The 22,110-nt window shown below is 37.3% G+C and carries 18 protein-coding genes and 1 pseudogene; 11 read left to right on the forward strand and 8 right to left on the reverse strand.

Annotated elements, in window-relative coordinates; genetic code table 11:
* Positions 1-30: 30 nt before the first annotated feature.
* Positions 31-1,608 carry a glutathione ABC transporter substrate-binding protein gene (locus KW850_RS09615; RefSeq protein ID WP_218347349.1) on the reverse strand — a complete coding sequence of 526 codons (1,578 nt, stop codon included), beginning with the start codon at positions 1,606-1,608 and terminating at the stop codon, positions 31-33.
* Positions 1,609-1,943: 335 nt separating this feature from the next.
* Between KW850_RS09615 and KW850_RS09620 the strand changes: the two genes are divergently transcribed.
* From KW850_RS09620 to ncs1, 8 genes are all read left to right on the forward strand, one after another.
* A complete protein-coding gene (locus KW850_RS09620; protein ID WP_256358187.1) occupies positions 1,944-2,798 on the forward strand; it encodes an ABC transporter permease in 855 nt (284 codons plus the stop codon).
* Between the two features lie 25 nt (positions 2,799-2,823).
* On the forward strand, positions 2,824-3,744 hold the full coding sequence (gene nikB, locus KW850_RS09625; protein WP_218347351.1) for a nickel ABC transporter permease: 921 nt from the start codon (positions 2,824-2,826) through the stop codon (positions 3,742-3,744).
* Positions 3,745-3,760: 16 nt separating this feature from the next.
* Positions 3,761-4,780, forward strand: coding sequence for an ABC transporter ATP-binding protein (locus KW850_RS09630; protein WP_218347352.1), 1,020 nt, complete (start codon positions 3,761-3,763; stop codon positions 4,778-4,780).
* Positions 4,780-5,772, forward strand: a complete 993-nt coding sequence (locus KW850_RS09635) for an ABC transporter ATP-binding protein (protein ID WP_218347353.1) — start codon at positions 4,780-4,782, stop codon at positions 5,770-5,772. Before KW850_RS09630 ends, KW850_RS09635 begins: the two co-directional genes overlap by 1 nt.
* Before the next feature lie 103 nt (positions 5,773-5,875).
* On the forward strand, positions 5,876-6,625 hold the full coding sequence (locus tag KW850_RS09640; protein WP_218347354.1) for a sensor histidine kinase: 750 nt from the start codon (positions 5,876-5,878) through the stop codon (positions 6,623-6,625).
* Between the two features lie 17 nt (positions 6,626-6,642).
* Positions 6,643-7,335, forward strand: coding sequence for a response regulator transcription factor (locus KW850_RS09645; RefSeq protein ID WP_218347355.1), 693 nt, complete (start codon positions 6,643-6,645; stop codon positions 7,333-7,335).
* Entirely contained in the window at positions 7,332-8,645 is a 1,314-nt protein-coding gene (locus KW850_RS09650) for an SLC5/6 family protein (RefSeq protein WP_218347356.1), read from the forward strand. The genes KW850_RS09645 and KW850_RS09650 overlap by 4 nt, the downstream gene beginning before the upstream one ends.
* 12 nt (positions 8,646-8,657) lie before the next feature.
* The gene (ncs1, locus tag KW850_RS09655) at positions 8,658-10,118 is read left to right on the forward strand and encodes an NCS1 family nucleobase:cation symporter (RefSeq protein WP_218347357.1); all 1,461 of its coding nucleotides are present in this window, start codon (positions 8,658-8,660) and stop codon (positions 10,116-10,118) included.
* 42 nt (positions 10,119-10,160) lie between these two features.
* Here ncs1 and KW850_RS09660 read toward each other — a convergent pair whose 3' ends face one another.
* The 3 genes from KW850_RS09660 to KW850_RS09670 all read right to left on the reverse strand — a co-directional run bounded on the left by KW850_RS09660 (position 10,161) and on the right by KW850_RS09670 (position 14,681).
* The gene (locus KW850_RS09660; RefSeq protein WP_218347358.1) at positions 10,161-11,729 is read right to left on the reverse strand and encodes a glutathione ABC transporter substrate-binding protein; all 1,569 of its coding nucleotides are present in this window, start codon (positions 11,727-11,729) and stop codon (positions 10,161-10,163) included.
* Positions 11,730-11,929: 200 nt separating this feature from the next.
* Positions 11,930-13,153 (reverse strand): amidohydrolase, encoded by a 1,224-nt coding sequence (locus tag KW850_RS09665; protein WP_218347359.1) that lies wholly within the window; start codon positions 13,151-13,153, stop codon positions 11,930-11,932.
* 58 nt (positions 13,154-13,211) lie between these two features.
* On the reverse strand, positions 13,212-14,681 hold the full coding sequence (locus KW850_RS09670; protein WP_218347360.1) for an amidohydrolase family protein: 1,470 nt from the start codon (positions 14,679-14,681) through the stop codon (positions 13,212-13,214).
* A 213-nt stretch (positions 14,682-14,894) separates the two neighbouring features.
* Between KW850_RS09670 and KW850_RS09675 the strand changes: the two genes are divergently transcribed.
* Complete coding sequence (locus KW850_RS09675) at positions 14,895-15,611, forward strand: response regulator transcription factor (RefSeq protein ID WP_218347361.1); 717 nt, start codon at positions 14,895-14,897, stop codon at positions 15,609-15,611.
* A gap of 241 nt (positions 15,612-15,852) precedes the next feature.
* Here the strand turns inward: KW850_RS09675 and KW850_RS09680 are convergent, their stop codons facing one another.
* The 3 genes from KW850_RS09680 to KW850_RS09690 form a co-directional block, all read right to left on the reverse strand.
* A complete protein-coding gene (locus KW850_RS09680; protein ID WP_218347362.1) occupies positions 15,853-16,602 on the reverse strand; it encodes a CPBP family intramembrane glutamic endopeptidase in 750 nt (249 codons plus the stop codon).
* Positions 16,603-16,775: 173 nt separating this feature from the next.
* Positions 16,776-17,315 carry a chromate transporter gene (locus KW850_RS09685; protein ID WP_218347363.1) on the reverse strand — a complete coding sequence of 180 codons (540 nt, stop codon included), beginning with the start codon at positions 17,313-17,315 and terminating at the stop codon, positions 16,776-16,778.
* 1 nt (position 17,316) lies between these two features.
* Positions 17,317-17,943, reverse strand: coding sequence for a chromate transporter (locus KW850_RS09690; protein WP_218347364.1), 627 nt, complete (start codon positions 17,941-17,943; stop codon positions 17,317-17,319).
* Positions 17,944-18,213: 270 nt separating this feature from the next.
* Here KW850_RS09690 and KW850_RS09695 point away from each other — a divergent pair, with 270 nt between their 5' ends.
* Both KW850_RS09695 and KW850_RS09700 read left to right on the forward strand, forming a co-directional pair.
* Complete coding sequence (locus tag KW850_RS09695; protein ID WP_374226304.1) at positions 18,214-18,531, forward strand: SUMF1/EgtB/PvdO family nonheme iron enzyme; 318 nt, start codon at positions 18,214-18,216, stop codon at positions 18,529-18,531.
* 62 nt (positions 18,532-18,593) lie between these two features.
* A complete protein-coding gene (locus tag KW850_RS09700) occupies positions 18,594-19,481 on the forward strand; it encodes a LysR family transcriptional regulator (protein WP_218347366.1) in 888 nt (295 codons plus the stop codon).
* 211 nt (positions 19,482-19,692) lie between these two features.
* Here the strand turns inward: KW850_RS09700 and KW850_RS09705 are convergent.
* A pseudogene (locus KW850_RS09705) lies at positions 19,693-22,065 on the reverse strand (cytochrome P450); the annotation flags it as partial.
* Positions 22,066-22,110 lie beyond the last annotated feature (45 nt).

The following is a 22,110-nucleotide window of genomic DNA, read 5'->3' on the forward strand; positions in this document are numbered from 1 at the left end:
TTTCAAAAGTACTTTTCTACATGGATTCCTTTACTTTATAACAACATCGTCAATCATTAGGTAGTTTGCAGCATTTATCCAAAAACCACTTACGTTTTTACTATGAGCAGCCATGAGTTCGTAGTTACGAATTGGAATATAAACAGCATCGTCCATTTCCATCTGCATTACTTCTTCATAAAGCTTTAAACGTTTTGCTTCTGTTGTTTCTTTACGTGCTGCTTCAATCTTTTGGTCTACCTCTGGGTTACTATAGAAGAAATGATTTCCTGCAGGTCCCTGTGATGCAGAGTGGAATAAATTATACTGATTGTAGTCTCCGTCACCTGTTGCATTACCCCATCCGCCGATAATTAAATCATGCTCACCATTATTGGCCATTTCGATATAAGCCCCATATTCCATTACTTGAATTTCTACATTCACGCCAATTCCTTTTAATTGCGATTGAATAACTTCAGCCATATTTATACGTTCTTTTCGATCGCTTGTTAACAATGAAAGCTTAAGTCCTTTTTCATAACCTGCTTCTTTTAACAGTTTCTTAGCTTCATTTAAATCATAGTCGTATGGCTTAATCTTATCACTATGTCCATAAACCTTCGGACTCATTGCTACGTTTGCAAGAGTTCCAACGTTATTGTAGACACCTTTAATTATGGCTTCTCTTTCAATTGCATGACTGATTGCTTTACGTACTTTTACATCATCAAGTGGTTTTTTCTTTGTGTTAAAACCAACATATTCCACAGCTAGTCCCTCTGTACGATATAGACCCATTGTATCGGATGCTTCAATTCGATCAATTTCAGTAACAGGAACTTGGTCATTTATGTGTGCTTCACCTGTTTCAATCATCGCAAGACGGGTTGCATCCTCTGGTACTACCTTAAATACAACGCGGTCAATATTTGGCTTTTTGCCCCAATAGTTTTCATTTTTCTTTAATGAAATTTCCTGACCGCTCTTCCAAACTTCAAATACAAATGGACCAGTTCCAACTGGGTGTTCAGCTAATTTTTCAGGGTTCTCAGCTAAGGCTTTTGGACTGATGATGCTTCCTTCCTGACTTGCCAAAATGGATAATAGGGGTGCATATGGGTAGGCAAGCAATAATTGTACAGTATAGTCATCAACCACTTTTACTTCCGTAATCATTGCGAATTTCTCACGCTGCGGCGAGCCTGTATTTGGATCTAATAAACGATCAAAGGTTGCTTTAACGGCCTCCGCGTTAAATGGTGTTCCATCATGGAATTTCACATCATCTCTTAATTTAAATTCCCAAGTTGTATCATTTACTACTTTCCACTCTTTTGCAAGAAGCGGTTGAATTTTAAAATCCTTATCTGGTACAACTAGCCCTTGATAAACTTTTTGGTAAATTACATTTGCTGATGGGATATCAGTAATAAAATGTGGATCTAACTTGGTTGCATCAGAAAGCCTAACAATCGTTAATGTACCACCTTGTTTCGTTCCTTCTGGTTTACTTGCTTCTTCATTAGAAGAATTTGATTTTGTCGAGCATGCTTGAGCAACCATTAGCACTAATCCAATTAAAACTAATAGTATGCCATTTTTTATGGATCGTCTTTTTCTCTCCATTTTCGTCTCTCCCTTTGTTGTTTATTTATTTCATTCTGAATTTAAAAGGAAAATTTTCACGCCTCCTTCGAAATCCTTATCTGCATTATAGAAGATGATGAACTGGAATATTTACAGAATATTTACTAAAATTTTAAGTTTTTTGACAAACAATTTAAAAAATATTTACTTTCCTTTAAATTTTGATAATTTTGTACATAATCTACAAAAATGAAAAGGTACGGAAGGAGGACCTAACACCTAGATTTGACAGCTTACTTTCAAATAGAAATTAAGGAGGGTTTTACATGTCACTTGAAGCAAAAACAGAACAAACCGTTATTGTCACACAAACAATGAATCAACCGAAAGAATCTAAATTAAAAGACTTCTTATCTATTTTAATGCTAAATAAAGCGGCTATGGTCGGTGGTATCATTATTCTTTTCTATATTTTTGTAGCGCTATTCGCACCACTCCTAGCTCCTTATGATCCCTATGAGATCAAATTAGAAAATAAACTGATGCCTCCTTCCTTTGATTACTGGATGGGAACCGATGATAAAGGACGAGATATCTTAAGTAGAATTCTTTATGGTTCCAGACTTTCAATGGGTATCGGAATTACAGCCGTAATCTTTGGTGCATTTTTTGGAATTATTTTTGGACTGGTTGCAGGCTACTTTGGAAAATGGGTTGACTCGACCATCATGAGAATCATGGATATTTTGCTTGCATTCCCTGGGATATTACTAGCATTGGCAATCATTAGTGCACTTGGACCTGGCTTGCTAAATGTTACGATTGCTGTTGGAGCTTACTCTATTCCATTATTTGCTCGAATCGTTCGCGGTTCTACACTTGAAGTGAAACGGCTTGAGTATATTGACGCAATCCGTTCGCTCGGAGCAAATGATCTTACCATTATTTTCAAACATATATTACCGAATATTCTTTCACCGATTATTGTCCAAGGAACGCTACGACTTGCGACAGTTATTCTCTCAGCTGCCGGTTTATCATTCCTTGGACTTGGTGCCCAGCCCCCTTCACCAGAATGGGGAACGATGTTAAGCAGTGGCAGAGATTTCTTATTCTCAGCACCATATATCGCAATTTTTCCTGGCCTAGCTATTTCCATTCTAGTTTTAGGTTTTAATATTTTTGGAGATGGGCTTCGCGATGCGTTTGATCCAAGAATGAAAAAATAATCGTTTTAGAGGAGGTACGTAGCCAATGATCATGTTTATTTTACGCCGTTTAATACAAACCTTACCGGTTGTGATTGGAGTAACGTTTGTTGTTTTCTTTATTATGCAACTTGTTCCAGGTGATCCTGCCGTTTTGATGGCAGGTGAAGGAGCTTCGAAAGAAACTATTGCTGCCCTTCGTGAACAATTAGGATTAAACCAACCATTATTAGTCCAATATTTTGATTATTTAATAAACATTTTCCGGGGAGATTTTGGGGTTTCACTTAAGAATAGTCAACCTGTTCTCGATGAAATATTAGTGAGATTGCCCATCACAATCGAGCTTGCCTTTTTTAGTATTCTGATTACGATCGTTTTAGGCATGGCTGCAGGAATCATTTCCGCCATTAAACCTTATTCCCTAACTGATACAAGCGTTATGATTGTAGCTCTTTTAGGTATTTCGTTACCAAGCTTCTGGTTTGGCTTAATGATGATGTATTTCTTCTCAGTAAAGCTGCAAATCCTCCCTGTAGCAGGTTGGGACAGCATCCTTCATATTATCCTTCCAGCCCTTACATTAGGTGCAGGCGGAGCAGCAATCGTTGCACGAATGACGAGATCAAGTATGCTCGAAGTCATTCGTCAGGATTATATTCGGACAGCACGTGCGAAGGGTGTCCGCGAACGAGTGATTGTTTATAAGCATGCCCTGCGTAATGCGTTAATTCCGGTTATTACAGTAGTTGGCTTGCAATTTGGTGCTCTACTTGGCGGAACGGTTCTGGTTGAATCGATCTTTGCGATTAACGGACTTGGAAGAATGATTGTTGATGCGATTCGAATGCGTGATTTACCAATGGTTCAAGGCGGAGTATTGGTGGCCTCGCTTGTTTTCGTAGTTGTGAATTTATTCGTTGATGTACTGTATCGATTCTTTAATAAACGAATTGAATTAAATTAATAGGTGGTGATTGACCGTGACTGAGAATAACAACCCAATTTTAGAGGTAAAAGGATTAAAAACACATTTCTTTACAAAGCGTGGCGTGAGTAAAGCGGTAGATGGCATCGATTTCACTTTGAATAAAGGGGAAACCTTGGGAATCGTCGGTGAATCCGGATGTGGAAAAAGTATGACCTCTCTTTCCATTCTTCGCTTAATCCCCTCTCCTCCTGGGAAAATTGCCGGAGGACAGGTTCTATTTAAAGGAAAAGATTTAGTGACGATGTCAGAGGATGAAATGCGAAAAATTAGAGGGAATGAAATTTCGATGATTTTCCAAGAGCCGATGACATCGTTAAATCCTGTCATTTCTGTTGGAGAGCAAATTGCCGAAGCAATAAGATTGCATCAAAAAATGGGACGAAAAGCTGCGTGGGAGAAAGCAGTTGAAATGCTAAGGCTTGTTGGAATCCCTTCACCTGAAAAAAGAGCAAAACAAGAACCTTTCCAGTTAAGCGGCGGTATGCGTCAGCGTGTAATGATTGCAATGTCACTAGCTTGTACTCCGGAGGTATTAATTGCAGATGAACCAACAACTGCATTGGATGTGACCATTCAAGCACAGATACTAGAGTTAATAAAAGACTTGCAAAATAAGCTGGGAATGGGCGTAATTATGATCACTCATGATTTGGGTGTTGTCGCCGAAACATGTGATACGGTAGCAGTCATGTATGCTGGTAATATTATTGAACATGCAACAACGGAAAAGATTTTTGCAAATCCAAAACATCCATATACACAAGGTTTACTAGAATCACTACCAAAGATTCATGAAGACCAGGAAGAATTACGAACCATTGAAGGCAGTGTTCCAAGCTCTTACAATATGCCAGCCGGCTGTCGCTTTGCTTCAAGGTGCCCTTTTCAACAACCGATTTGTCATCAGAATCAGCCAGAGCTGATTGAGCAGAATGATGGTGTAAAGGTCCGGTGTTGGATGTATACAGATCAATGGACAGATAAAGTTTTAAAAGAGGAGGCTGTGAAATAATGCAGACAGCAACAGATAAGAAAGTATTATTACAGGTCGACCATTTAAAGCAATATTTCCCTGTTAAAACAGACTCCCTTTTTAAGCCAAAATCCTATGTAAAAGCAGTTGACGACGTCTCATTCCAACTATATGAAGGCGAGACATTAAGTATTGTTGGTGAATCCGGCTGTGGAAAATCAACAACGGGACGTGCTATTCTAAGACTTGATGAACCTACAGATGGAAAGGTTTATTATTCCGGGAAAGACATTTTAGGCCTAAATAAAAAAGAAATGAGAAAGCTTAGAGGGGATTTACAAGTTATTTTTCAGGATCCTTTTGCTTCTCTTAACCCACGTCAAACCGTAAAGCAAATTTTAAATGAAGCGATGGCCATTCAAGATGTGGTGGTAAAACCAAAAAGAATGGATAGAATGCTTGAATTACTCGGGTATGTAGGTCTTCCCCCAGAGGCTCTTGACCGCTACCCTCACGAATTTAGCGGCGGGCAGCGGCAACGGATTGGGATTGCCAGAGCACTGGCGGTTAATCCTAAATTAATTATTTGTGATGAAGCCGTTTCCGCTTTGGATGTATCAATCCAAGCACAAATCCTGAATCTTTTAAAAAAGCTGCAAAATCAGTTCGGCTTAACGTTTCTATTCATCTCACACGATTTGAGTGTAGTAAGACATATTTCCGATCGGGTAATGGTCATGTATCTAGGTAAAGTAGTGGAAATTGCTGATAAAAAGGATTTATTTGATACACCGCTACATCCATACACTAAGGCGTTGTTATCATCAATTCCTGTCCCAAATCCGGTTATAAAACGGGAGCGTATTATCTTAAAAGGTGATGTCCCCTCCCCTATTAATCCGCCAAGTGGCTGCCGCTTCCATACTCGCTGTCCTTTTGCAACGGAGAAGTGCAAGGTGGAAGAACCAACCATAAGGGAATTAGGAACCAATCATTTTGTAAGCTGCCACTACGCAGAAAAAATGGCTTAAAAATTAATTTTCAATATAAATGAAAATACTATAAAATATTATATTAAAAAAGGGAGCAGAACCAGCCTCCCTTTTTTCTACATCTCTAGGAGAATCCCAGACCATGTTAACTGTTGATACTTTCTCCCTTTATATTATGATTGCATCTCTTGCACCCTTGCTAGGGGCTTTTACATTACTTTTTTTATTTATATTTGAAAAACGAATCGACCTATTAGAAAATCAAAAAAGAGAAATTGCCTTAGAAAGAGAGCTGCAAACTGCACTTTATAATCAATTGAATCAAGAAATACAGCCGCATTTCTTTTTTAATACCTTAAATTCGATATTAAGTTTAGCAAGGCTCGATCGAAAAACAGAATTGATCCAATCGATTGAAACTTTGTCAAAGTTGCTTAAATTTAAGTATCAAACAAATAACACCTTCATAACTGTTGATGAAGAGTTAACCTATGTTAATTATTATTTAGAAATACAAAAAATCCGATTTAGGGACAGGCTGCATTATGAGATTTCAATTGACCCAAATGTATACCAAGCAATAACAATTCCTTTTTTAATACAAACCTTTGTCGAGAATGCTTTCAAACATTCTTTTGAAAAATATATGGGAGAAGCATACTTAAAAACAACAATTGAAAAAAAGGGAAATGTAGTCCACATAACGGTGTGGAACAACTCACCTGATAGGCATGAGGAAATGCCTCATGAAAGTGGACTTGGTTTAGAGAATATTACAAAACGGCTAGAGCTTTTATTTCCTTCTGGTCAAACGTCTGTTCAATTAAACAACTTAGACGATGGGTCAAGCGTTTTAGCTACATTTCCGTTCGTACTTAAGTCTGAGATGTAAGGTAGGTGCACAATAATATGAATATCCTTCTAGTGGATGATGAGCCGCTTGAATTAGAGCAGCTTGAGTATTTAATTGTTAAAAAATTTCCAAACTGGAATTTTTTTAAAGCTCAGGATGCTTCCAAAGCGCTCCAAATCGTAAAGCAACATGACATTTTTTTAGCTTTCCTTGATATTCAGATTCCAGGGAAATCAGGTTTAGAATTGGCGAAAGAATTAACACGCTCTTATTCCATGGACATCATTATGGTAACTGCTTATCAGAATTTCGAATATGCTCAAACTTCGATCAGGCTTGGTGTCGTTGATTACATTACGAAACCAATTATTGAAGATGAACTAATGGCAGTGTTAAGCAAATATGAACGTTTGGGAAGGTATTCAGAGCTAATTGTAAATGCGTTAAAAATTATTCACCAGGAATTTAGTGAAAAATTATCGCTAAATTACTTAGCCTCAAAAATTCATATTAACCCTGCATATTTTAGCAGGAAATTTCAAGAAGAAGTTGGGATTGGGTTTTCTGAATATTTAAACGAGTATCGGTTAAAGGAAGCTCAAAAAATGCTCATCGAATTTCCCGATTTGAGTATTAGTACCATTTCAGAAAGATGTGGATTTAACAGCCAGCATTATTTTAGCCAAATTTTTCGCAAAATGACAGGACAGTCACCAAGGGACTATCGCTTAAGGGAGTCATTCCATTGAAAAGAAGTGATTATCAATCTTATATAAGCGGTGCCATTAAACTTGGGGTCAGCTTTGGTGTTGTTAGTTTATTGGCTCGATGGGTGACTGGAAATACGATTCTTTCCTCTCCTGAGACATTGATAAAATACGGACTAGTCGGCGGAATCGGATATTCTCTAGTAGGGGCCCTATGCTTTATTTTATTTGGCTTTTTGGCAAAAAAAGTTCATGAGCAATACCCTGACCAACATACCATTGGGGATGTTTTAAGACAAAAATTAACACCAAGCGGATATTGGTATATGATTTCCATTTTATTTTTAACAAGCTTTTATTCCATATTTATTCAGGCGATGGGAGCTGGAATTCTTATCCATACCATTTTTCCATTTCCTCCTTCTATCGGTATATTTTTCTTTTTAACATTTTGCTATTTTATTGGAGGAGTCGGTGGTATGCAGCGCCTTCATCACCTCGCAGGTGTAATTGTCACCATTATTTTTGCAACTGTCATTATCATTCCTGTTTTCTTTTTCATTCAGGAAGGGATTTATCCCATCTATGACGGGATTAAGCTATATCATCCATATTTATTGTATATAAAAAACACGGACGCCATTTGGTTTATTCTCACAGCGGTCTTTGTCTTTTTTGGTCAAATTTTAGTTGACCGGGCCACCTGGCAAAGAATATTCATCCTTCAAAAAGATAAGGTACGTGTTACCTTTACCTTAACAGGCTTGATATGGGCAACCATCCCCCTTGCTTTATCTTCTCTATTGATGATTGTTATTTTTGGAAGAAGTTTTGAAAATATTTATACATTATTTATTGAGCTAGTCGACAAAATTCAATCGACCGTACTTATTGTCTTATTTGTCCTATTTTGTTTAGGTGCCATTGCATCAGCAATAAGTTCAGAATTACATGCTACAACTACCTTATTTGTAAGAAATGTAATGGGATTGATTCGTCCACTTACCAAAGATGAAAAATGGAAATATACCTATATTTTTTCCGGGTCAATATGCGTAATTTTATTAGCAACTGTCAGTATTCTTACGCCTACCCCACTAACATTATTATTTTTCTTCGGGAATATTTATGCTGCAATGATTAGTCCGATTCTTTATATTATTCTAAGCAAAGACGTACAACATTTCATCATCCCCTTTTCATCTTTCATTGGGGCTCTTGGAGGCTTAATATTTCAACAAGTAACCAACGATTTGAGAGCTATTTGGCTAAGTTTTGCGATTTCATCTTTTATTTGTTTAATTGTCTTCCTGTATAAATCAATCACCAAAAAAAGAATACAGGAATTATAGGGGGAGGTACTTTTGGGACAAAATCATGCCCTACTTGAAGATCAACCCAGCCTTAGCCCAGATTTATTACCTACAAAATCTGAAGCTAGAACGTGGAAGGCTGGTCATTTTTTCTCTATTTGGATGGGCTCAGTTCATAACGTTCCATCCTATGTAACGATTGGAGGATTCTTTGCTCTTGGTATGTCTGTTTGGCAGGTTTTCTTCATTATTATGCTCTCTTCCCTATTACTGGCTGTGATGATGGTTTTGAATGGTCATGCTGGCAGTAAGTATGGAATCCCTTTCTCCATTTTGCTCCGTTCTAGCTATGGTATGAAGGGGGCGCTATTTCCCGGGGTCCTAAGAGGTGTTATCGCCGCGATTATGTGGTTTGGTCTCCAGACTTATGCTGGCAGTCTTGCAGTCACAATTTTAATAGGGGAATTTTGGCCTGCTTATTTAACTTTGGGCGGAGGATTTAACTTTTTGGGTCTAAATCTCCCAGAGCTCCTATCCTTTCTTCTTTTCTGGATGATAAATGTTTTATTTATTTTTGCAGGAATGGAACGATTAGGGAAATTAACAAAGTTTGTTTCCCCTTTAGTTTTTGTTGTTTTTGGGGGAATGGCCATCTGGTCTATCAATCTGGCTGGCGGAATTGCTCCCATATTAAGTTATAGTGCAAAGGGAGTAGAAGGAAATAGTTTTTTCATTTTTATGTCTTGTGTGTCTGCAATCATGGCAACCTGGGTTGCACAAATTTTAAGTGTAGCTGATATAACTAGATTTTCCCGATCTAATAAAGATCAGTCAATCGGACAAATATCCGGTTTGATTATCACTTACTTATTATTCGCTGTAGCAAGCATTACGATTATTGTCGGCTCAGAGATTGCATTCGGGGTCCCGATTTGGAATGTCTTAGATGTCGTTGAAAGATTTGATAGTAAATTTGCTATTATTCTTTCATTGATGACAATTTGCATCTCGACATTATCAGTTAATATAATAGGAAATATCATACCTGCTGGTTTTCAGTTGACTGCTCTTTTCCCAAAAAGACTAAATTTTAAGACAGGGGCTTTAATTGCAACCATCATTGGAATTCTTATTATGCCATGGAAGCTGATGGAAAATCCGACTAGTATTCTTGCCTTTTTAAATATCGTTGGCGGTCTGTTAAGTCCGGTAATCGGCGTCATGCTTACACATTATTTCCTCATTTGTAAGAAAAAAATTAATTTACAAGAGTTATATTCCATTAACCACAATCGATTTTCATACGGGATTAATCTCCCCGCTATGCTTGCAACAATCATCGCAGGGATAATAAGCCTTTTAGGAAACTTTGTACCCGCCTTCGGCCTCTTAACTAGCATTTCGTGGTTTACAGGGATTTCATTAGCAGTCCTTTTATATCTATTATTTCTTTATACTAGTCAGCTATTAGCAATTAAATTTGAAGATATTAAACAAAGTGAATCAAGATAAATGGGATATCCACTATGGATATCCCTTCATCTATTGACCTGCTTATTTAATTGAAACGTCATTGATTTCTAAATACCCTGATGGACTGATAGAAAAACTATCGACATCTTTGGCAATTGCCGCTAAATTTTCAATCACTCGAACAGGTATATACACAGCTTCTTCCATTTCTATTTCTTGGGCTTTTGCATATAGTTCTATACGTTTATCTTGATTCATTTCGCTGCGGGCTGCTTCTAATATGGTATCAACTTCTTTATTATTATAAAAGAAGTAATTTCCAGCTGATCCATGAGAATCTGAATGGAAAAGATTATATTGATTATAATCAGCATCGCCAGTTGCATTTCTCCAACTGCTGATAAACATTTCAAAGTCACCCTTATTTCCTTGCTCGACAAACGTACCATACTCTAAAACCTGAATATTTAATTTAATCCCAATTCCTTTTAATTGAGATTGAAGTACTTCTGCCATATTTATTCTTTCTTTGCTATCCATGGTGGTTAGAGTAGTTTCAAAACCATCCGGATAGCCTGCTTCAGCGAGTAATTTCCTTGCCTCATTTAAGTTATATTCATAGGCTTTCATATCAGCATTGTATCCGAAAACCTTAGAACCTAATAATGAATTCGCTTTTTTACCCACATTATTATAGACACCCTTAATAATAGAATCCATTTCAACTGCATGGGCGATTGCTTTACGAACACGAACGTCACCAAATGGTTTCTTCTTCACATTAAAGCCAATAAATTCTGTACCAAAACCTTCACTGCGGTAGACTTTGGTTGCTTGCGAAGCTTCTACTGTTTCCATCATGGGTACAGAAAGGGGCTCAGCGATATGTGCTTCACCTGTTTCAATCATAGAAATCCTAGTTGTTTCCTCAGGGACGACCTTAAAAACGACTTGATCTACTTTGGCCTTATCTCCCCAATATTCCTTGTTTTTAGTTAATACAATTTCCTGGCCTGGTGTCCAGGATTTAAAGACAAAAGGACCTGTACCATTAGGTTCATTAATAATTTTCTTTCCGTATTTCTCAATCGATTTTGGACTGATAATACCGCTCTCATGACTTGCTAGAATGGAGAGTAAAGGTGAGAAAGGTTCACTTAAGATAAATTGAACCGTATACTCATCAACCACCTTCACTTCCTTTACCATTTTTAGAACCACAGCTCTTGGCGAACCAACATTCGGATCTAATAGTCTATCAAACGTCGCTTTTACCGCATTTGCATTAAAAGGTGTTCCATCGTGAAACTTCACGTCATTTCTAAGTTTAAATTCCCATGTTGTATTATTTAACTGCTCCCATGATTTTGCTAATAAAGGCGTTATTTCAGCATTTTTATCACGTCCTACTAGTCCCTCATAGATTTTTTGATGAGTAACACTTGCTGCATTGATCGTCGACATAAATTGATGGTCTAAATTCTCAACGTCTGATAAACGAGCTATAACCAAAGTCCCTCCATCCTTTGAAGTTTTATTATCGGAGTTCCCTTTCGTGCTAGCGTTGTTATTTGTCGAACAGCCTGTAATGACCAATAGCAACAGTAATACTAGAATAAAAATGCCACCAAACCCTCTGTTTATTTTCATAGACTCTACCCCCTGATTTTATTTAAAACCTCTGCTCTTATTTAATTATAAAGAATATTCAAACAATTTTATTTCGAAAATCTTTACTTCTTTTTTAAATATGTTTACTTCTTTAAATACGAAAGTTTAGATCAAAAAAAAGAGGATCTTAAAAAATCCTCTTTTCGTTCAGATCTACCGTATTAGTAATAATAGGTTATTTACATTAAAGTTCCGGAAACTAGGTTTCCTTTGTAAAAAACGGCTTTACGCTTAGACCGTCTTGCAACAACCTCTGCAGAGCAGCTGGCATCAACTAAAAGCATATTTGCTGCTACTCCTAGTTTTGGCCAAACTTGATTACCGTCCTTGTCCAAAGTAGTTAAGCCACCTGTGATATATTTGAGAGTTTGCGTGAGTGAAACCTCATCCGTCCATCTGAACCGTTCAAGCAGACGTCCTGCCCTTTCCAGTACATCACCATTTCCTGTTGGCCACCAAGAATCATAAATATTATCGTTCCCTACGGATACTTCCACTCCACATTCAGTTAAAAGGTTTACTGGTGGAATGTTTCGCCCGATTGGAAGACTGGTGACTATCGAGATACCTGCTTCCCTTAATATCCCTGCCATTTCGATTGCTTCCTCTTTTGAGACATCTCCAAGTCCAAATGCATGACTGACTGCTACTCTTCCTTCCCAGCCTGCCTGCTTGGTTAAATAAGCAAGTCGTTTCATCGTGAAAGTTCCTAGATGACCGGGGTCATGTAAATGCAAGTCGATATCAGCATTCCCTTCAACAGCCAAGTCCAGTAACTGTACTAATGAAGCTTCAATATTATTATCTACGGTTGCCGGGTCAACCGCCCCCACAATCCCTGCACCGTTTCTCAATGCTTCTCTAACCAATGGTACAGTACCAGGACGGAGCAGGCCATGCTGGGCGAAGGCAACAATTTCTGAGCTAAGCCTATTAGAATATGATTCAAGTGCATGGGCGACACCTTCCAAATTGTGCAATCCTGCTTCCGGATAGATATCCACATGGGTTCTTACATGGGTTGAGCCATAGGACAATATTACTTCCAGCAAAGCTTCAGCGCGTTGCTGTGTGCTAGCAGGTATAGTTGCTAGAATATTTTTTTCTATTTCGCATCGTTCAATAACCCCTGAAGCAGGGATACATGCACGCCAATCCTCACCCATATAAGTCTTATCTAGATGAACATGCTTTTCAATAAATGAGGGAAGAAGCAGCAAACCTTTTGCGTCCTTTACAGGTAGGTCGTTTCCAAGAAGCTCTGATTCTTTGATTATTTTTCCGATTCTGCCATCCTCTATTAATAAGTGAAATAGCTCTGTTTTTGTTCCTGCTACTCTATCATTTTCTATTGTATATCCCGTTTCTAAGCGAACATTTGTTAACCAATAATTACGGCTCATAGTAAACTTCCTTTCTATTACTTTTCTATATTTTTCAAGATCTTTACTTCATTTATAATTATTTAAATTTCACTTTTTTAAAGGATGGAGGAAGCAGTTCATTTTCTGGAAGCTGCTGATAGTCTCTTTCCAAATATCCTTTTCTCATTTTGTTAAAATATTTTTGACCCTTGGATTTGATTTCTTTTAAATCAAGATTAGGAATTACTCTATCCTTCATAACTATTCTGCCGTTTATGATAGACAATTTTACGTCTCTTCCTGACCCGCTTGCAATCATTGTCCGAATCGGATCATCTACCACGCCCATATGGAAGCTATCCAAGTCAATTACAATGATATCTGCTTTTGCCCCCACTGTTAGTCTGCCAAGGTCTTCCCTTCCAAGAAATTCGGCTCCTCCAATTGTCGCTGCTCGAAAAAGATCAGCATAGGATGAATCTTCTACTTCTTTTTCAATCAGCCTGTATAGCATACTGCCTGTTCTTATATTTTGAAACATATCTGGTGGGAAGGTATCTGTTCCCAGTGCTAAATTGATTCCTGCCCTTTTATATTTTGCAAATGATTCTAAAGCAGAACCATGTCTTCCGATAATCAAAGGACAATGGATTACTGTTGTATTTGTTTCTGTTAGGAGCGCTATATCATCGCCCTCACCGGAATGCGCTTCACTATAACCAGCAATAAAATGAGCATGTGGAATTCCGGTTTTTGGTCCTAAAAAACCAAGATTATACAAATAGCGAATAGGGGTCACACCATGTTTTTCGAGAATTGTATGATATTCGAAGCTCCCTTGTGCCGCATGGAGTTTGATAGGAACACCTAATTTTTCACTGTAATATTTAGTCTGTTTCAGGTTTTCTTCTGTTTGAGATTCTATTCGTTCAGGTGCCAGCATTCCTTTAACCAATCCATTATAGGCTCCATCAAATTCTTCAATAAACTTTACCGCACGCTGCAATCCTGATCTCCCTGCTTCTTCGTCCCAGAAAAGCTTGATCGTTCCATCTGTCTCAACGACTCTAATTCCAGATTGATAACTTGGTCCTAAGTAGATTCTTAATCCTAATCTGCCAGCATGATTGGCAGCTGCGGCTAGTTCATCGTATGTTTCTGCCCATTTTTTATAAAAAACAGATGTAATCGGCATCGCAGTAGTAACCCCATGAAGAATCAATTGAGAATAGGCATAGAGTGATTTAAATGCTTCTTCTTCCGCTGTCATGACTTCATGATGTCCGTTGTCAACATAACACTTTGACCAGAGCAGGTTTTTCTGTTTGTCGCTACTTGCTTCTAAATGTAAAATATCGTGATCAATATCACCAAGTGCATTTAAATCGATAAACCCTGGACTAATGACAGATCTCCCAACATCAATGATTTCATCCACTTCTCCAGAGTAATTTTTTCCCACATAAATAATTGTATCGTTTTCATATACAACCTCTGAATCTTCTAAAATTACATGATCGTCCCCATCAAAACCAATCACATAACTTCCCTTAAGCTTGGTTACCATTTTTTTCTCCTTTCGAACTAGTAATACTGTATTTTTACAATTATTGATTAATAGTTTAATTATAGAAAAAGGTAATTAGATTTATTTTCGGAATTATTACTCTTTTTTAAACTTTTTCTACTTCTTTTCTACAACATATTTACTTCAAATACCCTTTTGTTTAAATTTATTGAAAGAACAGCATGGGAATCTTTGCAGAGGAGGTGTAAGGAAATGAATGTCTTATTACTTGATGATGAACCATTAGAATTAGAACAACTAGAATACTTGCTGCAATCTGAATTTCCTTTATGGAAGTTTTTCAAGGCGGCTGATGCGAGTCAAGCACATTCAATTAATCTAAATCATGATATCGATTTGGCTTTTTTAGATATTAACCTTCCAGGAAAATCTGGCCTTGAGTTTGGGGAAGAACTAAGACAAAGCAATAAAGATGCGGAAATAATCATGGTTACTGCCTGCCAGGATTTCAGCTATGCTCAGCAATCGATTAGAATAGGGGTTGTTGCCTATTTAACGAAGCCCGTTATCGAGAGTGATTTATTAAAGATTTTATCAAAGTATAAAGAAGATCAGTTTTCTCAAAAATATTCCCACTTAATTCATTGCTCTCTGAAAGTCATCCATGAAAAATTTGCTGAAAAGATTTCACTCTCAGAAATCGCAAGTGAGGTTCACGTAAACCCTACCTACTTAAGTCGGAAATTTCATGAAGAAGTAGGCGTTCCTTTTTCGGAGTATTTAATTCAATTTCGAATCCAGACGGCGAAACGGTTATTAATAGCTAACCCAAACTGGACCATATCGGATATAGCAGACAACTCAGGATTTAGAAGCCAAAACTATTTTAGTACATTATTTCGAAAAATTGAGGGAATCTCACCAAAGGAATATCGGGAGAAAGAAAAAACCCAACCGGTTAAATTGTAAAGGAAACCTTTTTGAAAGAATTGAGGAATTGGGTTAATTCATCGACAATTATTGATTATAAAAATACCCTTTAAAATACGCAAAAGCCGATCATTACTGACCGACTAATTTATTTCATATTAAATTTATATACATATTATGATCCTTAATTGGCATATCAGAAACGATCTTTGGATCAACCATTCCAGCAATCATAGCTATTATTTTGTGTACTAGATTCAAATCTTTTGAGCAGCCTTTTTCATTTAAATAGTGTGTTAACTATAATTTCATGAGCTATCCATGAGAAAAAATTAGAAGAACCGTGAGAAATCCAAGCCGCAAGGAAACCAAGTCTTAAGAAAATGATTGTAAAAACTACCCCCGGAAGGAAGTAAAGCGGAAAGTTAAGTATGTCAGGACCATGCGCCATTGCGAAGCCTATATTGGTAAGGATAACCCATGACCATATATATTTTGGGTTTTTAATAATAAATAACTCATTATAAATCTTTTTTATCCACTTATTCTCTTTTGCCAATCCAACAATTGCTAGAGAAAGTCCCCCATATAGTAAATATCGGCAAATAAATTCCTCACTAAAGGGACTTATTACTGAAACTGAGAATATTAATCCTAATTCAGAAAAATCCTTTAATGTAGTTACTTGATTTGTTCCCGGTTTAATAACATCATAACCAAGCCAAGATGGTATAAATTGCACAATATTTAATACAAATTCCATAATTATTGCCACTAAAATCGGAATACAAATTGCTAAATGAATGTTCTTTTTATTTAAAACAAACCGCTTAAAAAAATCCTTCCTTAATGCGGTATGTACAATGATCCATGACCAGAACAAACTAAAAGGAACTATAAAAATAGTAATACCATCGTCACTCGAAAGACCGAATTTCAATATGTTATCAGCTAAGATTAGCAATATAGAAAGAAAAAGGAAAACCACCACGAACAAAGATGGTCGAATAAAAGCACGAATAATAGACAAGCAATCCCCCCCTTTTTGTGAATTTATTTTGATCTTTTAATTTTCATGACAGAATATTTTCACCTTATTAAGGGCAGATATCATTCGTTGCCGTGACCTTACATTGAATTGATAGGATGTCCACCGAATTTTTCCAATACATCAACTAACTGATAAAATTTTTTCCATAAATACTAAGAATATATAGCAGCTCCCAATATGCCAGACATAAGAATGACTAAGGCAGGATGGAGACGAAGCTTTACCAAGGCAAATAAAGATAATAAAAATATCAGAAAGAGACTAAAAGAGTACCACGAAATTGCATCGACTAAGTGATTGCTAATGGCAAATTTGATTGCTGCATATCCAATTAACCCGGTAATTATTGGTCGTAACCCATAAAAAGCAGATTCCACATGCTTATTTTTATTCATTCGATAGAAAAATGTTGCAATAATAATAACCAATACCAATGAAGGAATCACCATACCTATCCCAGCTGCAATAGCTCCAGTCATTCCTTCAACCTGGTAACCTACTAAAATAGCACTATTGGTTGCAATTGGCCCTGGTGACATACTTGCAATCGCAATTACATCTGTAAACTGTTGTGTAGTCATCCAACCTTTTTTGATGACCTCCATCTCAATCATAGGGAGGATGGCATATCCGCCCCCAAACGAGACAAAACCTATTAATAAGAACCTCCAGAATAATTCCATTAGTATCATGTTAAATTCCATCTCCCATAAACCATTCTAGTTCATCTGTAGAAGCGGTTTTTTCAATTTTGGGCTTATCTGGGTTCCCCAACAAATGTTTTACCTTAACCACCGACATACCAAGAAGCATTCCTGTTAAAATTATTAGTACAGGATGTATTGGGGAGAAAAACAAAACAACCATAGAACCAAATGAAATGAGCAGAGTTGTTTTATCAACTATTGCCGTTTTACCAATTAAGTACCCGGCATAAGCAATAAGTGCCACAATCGTTGCACGAATCGCTTGAAAGGCTGCATCAATTTTAGGGTTGTTCTGAATCTGTAGAAAAATTATACTGAGAACAACAACAATTAAAAACGTTGGCAAAAACACACCAATCAATGCAGCAATTGCTCCCTTAATACCACCTATTTTATAGCCAACAAAGGTAGATGAATTAATCGCAATTGCCCCGGGGATGGATCCTGCAATCGCAAACACATCTGTAATCTCCTCTGTTCTTACCCATTTCTTTTTATCTACAACCTCTTTTTTAATAATCGGGATTATGGCATAGCCTCCACCGAAGGTGACTGGTCCAATCTTAAAAAAGGTCCAAAAGATTTGAAATAACTTCATCCATTCTTCCTTCATATAAGTAATCTCCTTTTCGTTTTAAAAATCCAAATCATGTATATTTAGTAAGAATTTAATATTTTTAAACTATTATCGTTGGCCTTACTTATTACGATAACACGGAAGAGGAGCAAGAGATAATGCAACAAATGCATAGGATATAACAGATTGTTATTTTAATGAAGATTACTCTGAAAAGATATTTTCATGAGGAACCAAAAAGTGATAAAAAGCGTGTTTTAGCTTCTACATGAAAGTGAACCTAACAAACCCTTTAAAGAAGAGATAATGTATATTCCTTGCAGGGAATTTTTAATGGAGACAGATTCAAAAGAAGGCTTCCCTGCTGATGGTGAGGGACCGGTACGAAGGGTTAAAGTTAATCCATTTTTAATTTATAGTTATGCCGTAACTAATGCTGAATTTGACGAGTTTGTTAAATCTAAGGTATATATACAAAGGAGGAACAGTTTAGGTGGTCGTTTGTTTTTTATAGTTTCCTTGTCCCCTAACCCTTCTGTTCAGGATCAACATGTAGTGACTACGCATTATACTCGTGATAGCTCTACAGGACACCTTGGTTTTCACTGTATTGCAGATGTGTAGCTGATTTAAAACTGCAGAAAATGATTTAAGCCTTAATTTATACTAAGGTGGGATATTGCATAATGAATTTAGTAAGTTTACGAATGTTTTGTCTTGTAGTGGATGAAGGAAGTATAAGTAAGGCTGCACGTTTGAACTTCGTATCACAGCCCGCTGTAACTAGACAAATCCGTCAGTTAGAGGAAGTTTATGGAGCTAAATTATTTGAAAGAGCAGCTGGTAAATTAACCCTTTCCGAGGCTGGGGAAGTACTTTACCCTTATGCAAAAGAAATAGTGGAATACTCCAAAAGATCATTTGAGGCAATTCAAGAGATAACGGCTAACCAAGAAACAGTGCTTAATGTAGGTGCTAGTTTAACAATAGGAGAGTATTTATTACCAGGTCTCCTTGGTCATTTCAGCAAAAATTACCCAGAATTAAAATTTAGCTTATCAATCGGGAACACTCCTAATATTTTATCAAAGCTGGAAAATTATGAAATTGATATAGCTTTTGTTGAAGGTGCTGTAGAGAATAAGGAATTTATCACAGAAAAATTTACTGATGATGAGTTGATTTTAGTTATTTCGTCCAATCACCGATGGAAGGAAAAGGGACAAATAAGTATTGACGAACTTTCAGAAGAAAAGATGATTTGGAGAGAGGCTGATTCAGGAACACGGCAAATTGTAGAGAATGCCCTTCAAGAATACGAGGTTCTTAAGAAAATCAAAAGTACAATGGAACTCGGTAGTTACCAATCGATTAAAAGTGCTGTGGAAGCAGATTTAGGCGTTAGTATACTTCCAAAATTAACTGTGGCAAAGGAGTTAAAATACGGCATTCTTCATGAATTGAAAGTTGCTGATTTTAACATATCAAGAGATTTATGGATGGTACAAAAAACTCATCGGTTTAAGAAATCAGGTTTAAAGTATTTTATTAATTTTATTCGGAGTTTTTATTGAACAAAAGGGATAAGAAGAGGCAGTAATGCTGCCTCTTCTTATCGAATACAAAAAGCCCACTTAAATAATTAAGTGAGCGAGGAGGTCTCCTTTTCTGGCGGTACTGATTGGAAATTTCAATTGCTTTACGAATAATTTTGAGAGAATATCCAGGTGATGAAAGCTTATTTTCTTTTTTATCATTTCATTTTTAAACAATTTCTGCCATCAATTTTAGTGGAGGTAAAAGCTCCAAATACCGCTCAAATGTCATTTCACACGCTTCATACTTTTCAAGAAGGTCAAGCATCGAAATATTGTTCCTCAATATCTGTTCTTCGTAGTTCCCTTCCTCTAACAATAATTCTAATTCTCGCTTATGTGGTGGACAAACCGTTAAATCCGCAAGTTCACGTATTTGACTTCGTGTTGCCACAGCCTGTAAATCAACATTTTCAATTAGCAGTTCATACAGACCTATAGGACGATCTAATGGAAGATGGGATGAGCTTTGGCCGCTTAAAATTACTTGATCATTTCCATTCAGGCTAAAACGCCGCAAGATTCGGTTGACATTCTCTCTACTATTACTAGGAAGACCACCAAAGAAATCATCGGTATGACTAACATAATGCATCGTAAGTATACTTCGTTTTAACTCATCTTTATCAACAAGCGTTAACCCGAAAGCTTCCATCGCGTCAGACCACATGCTTTTTTTCCATTCTTCAAGCTGCTTCTCAATGTCCATGCTTACATCAGCCTCACCACGATGAGAAAACCTGGTAGCACCTTTAATCGCTAATTGTTCATCTATGAATCTCGGTACATCTTGATAGGTATTTGCCCAGTTTCGATCTCCGCAGCCAAAAACCGAATAATGCACGCCCTTAAGGCTGTCTGGTTCAAGCTGTTCCAACCATTGGACAAATTTCCGTGCATTTTTTGGCGGTTTCCCGTTATAGGAGGAAGTAACAATCAAGACGGCCCCTTCTGTTGGCAAACTGTTAATCCGTTCATCAAGTGCGGCAACTTCACTCCTGATACCGTGCCCGCTAGCCCTTTCAGCAAGGTCACGTGCAATCCCCTCTGCGGTTCCCATATTGGAGCCGTAAAGCACAAGGAGTGGTCGTTTGTTGACTCCCATAATAGTAGAATTCTGAACTAAGTTAATCTTTTTCATTCCGGATTGAACCATTTCTTTAGAACTCGCAGGAAATGGATCTATGATTTTTTTGTCTCTTAATTGGACACGCATCGTAAAATTATCCGGTTTCAGAGTCATCGTTTGTTTTATTTTTAACTGGTAGTTTGTATGATCGATTAATTCAAAGTTTTGAAGAATCATGCCCATCAATAATGCAGCTTCATGAAGGGCGAACTGCATCCCAATACAAGCCCGTTGTCCATTGCCGAATGGTTTATAGGCATCGTGTGGTATTTTACTTGGATCTTCAAACCGCTCAGGACGAAACTCCTCGGCATCGTCTCCCCATGCTGCTTTATCTCGATGAAGCTGAGGCAGGAGAATGGCCACATTTTGCTTCTGTTTAATTGGATATTTTCCTCCTAGGACCGTATCCTCCTTTGCAAAAAGGGTAAATTGCGGTGCAGTAGGATATAAACGCAACGATTCATTTAAAATCATTCGAATATATTTAAGCTCAGTAACTTGTTTATAGGTTGGAATCGGACTTGTTAAGATTTGATCCACTTCTTCGTAAGCTTTTTTAAGTACATCAGGGTGCTTTAATAATAAGTAATGAGTAAAGGACAATAAACCACTTGTTGTTTCATGTCCAGCAATCAAGAAGGTGATAATTTGAAAACGAATATTTTCATCACTAAGCTTTTCCCCTGTTTCCGGGTCCATAGCACTTAGCATCCGAGCGAGCATATCGGTCTCCCCTTGATCTCCATGTTTTTTCCGCTCAGCAATCAGTTCGTCAACCAAGGAAAACATCGCCTGTATGTCCTGCTCAAACTGTCGTTTTCTTTTCAACATCCATTTATTTTGGATAGGCAGGCGTGTACCTTGATGCATGGCTTCGTCAAGTGAATTAGCCATATTAGTGATAAAAGGATGATGGTTTTCTCTGTAGAAGCTGTTAAATCGATAGTTAAAACCACATATACCAATGGTGTCAAGTGTAAGTCTGGTCATATCATCTGATACATCAATACTCTCATTCGGGTTAAGACGTGCCCATTTTTGAACAAGCTGAAAGGCAATGTCGACCATCATCGAGTGGTACCCTTTCATCGCTTGTTGACTAAAAGAAGGAACAAGAATGTTATGTGCTTTTTGCCAATTTGGCTCTTTTGTCTTGCTGGTAAATAACCCGTCTCCGGAAAAGGCACGAACCTTACTTAAACCACCTGTAAGGCTCTTGTCGAATTTTGATTCATTACAAGCTTCAGCTACCAATTCGTGGCCAGAAAGAAAGATGGTTGAGAATCCACCATAGAACTCCATTCGAAAAATGGGACCGTACTCTTCCGCAAGTTTACAAAATGATAGGGTGGGCGCTTCCTTGTCGACTAAAGGCAAGTTGCCAAGCGGACCAAAGGTTTTGGGCTGTGGGATTGGTATGAACTTTTCCATTTAAAATCTCCTCTGATAAATTTTGTTCGTTGCTAATTTACCTTA

The organism is Bacillus sp. sid0103 (assembly GCF_019219025.1).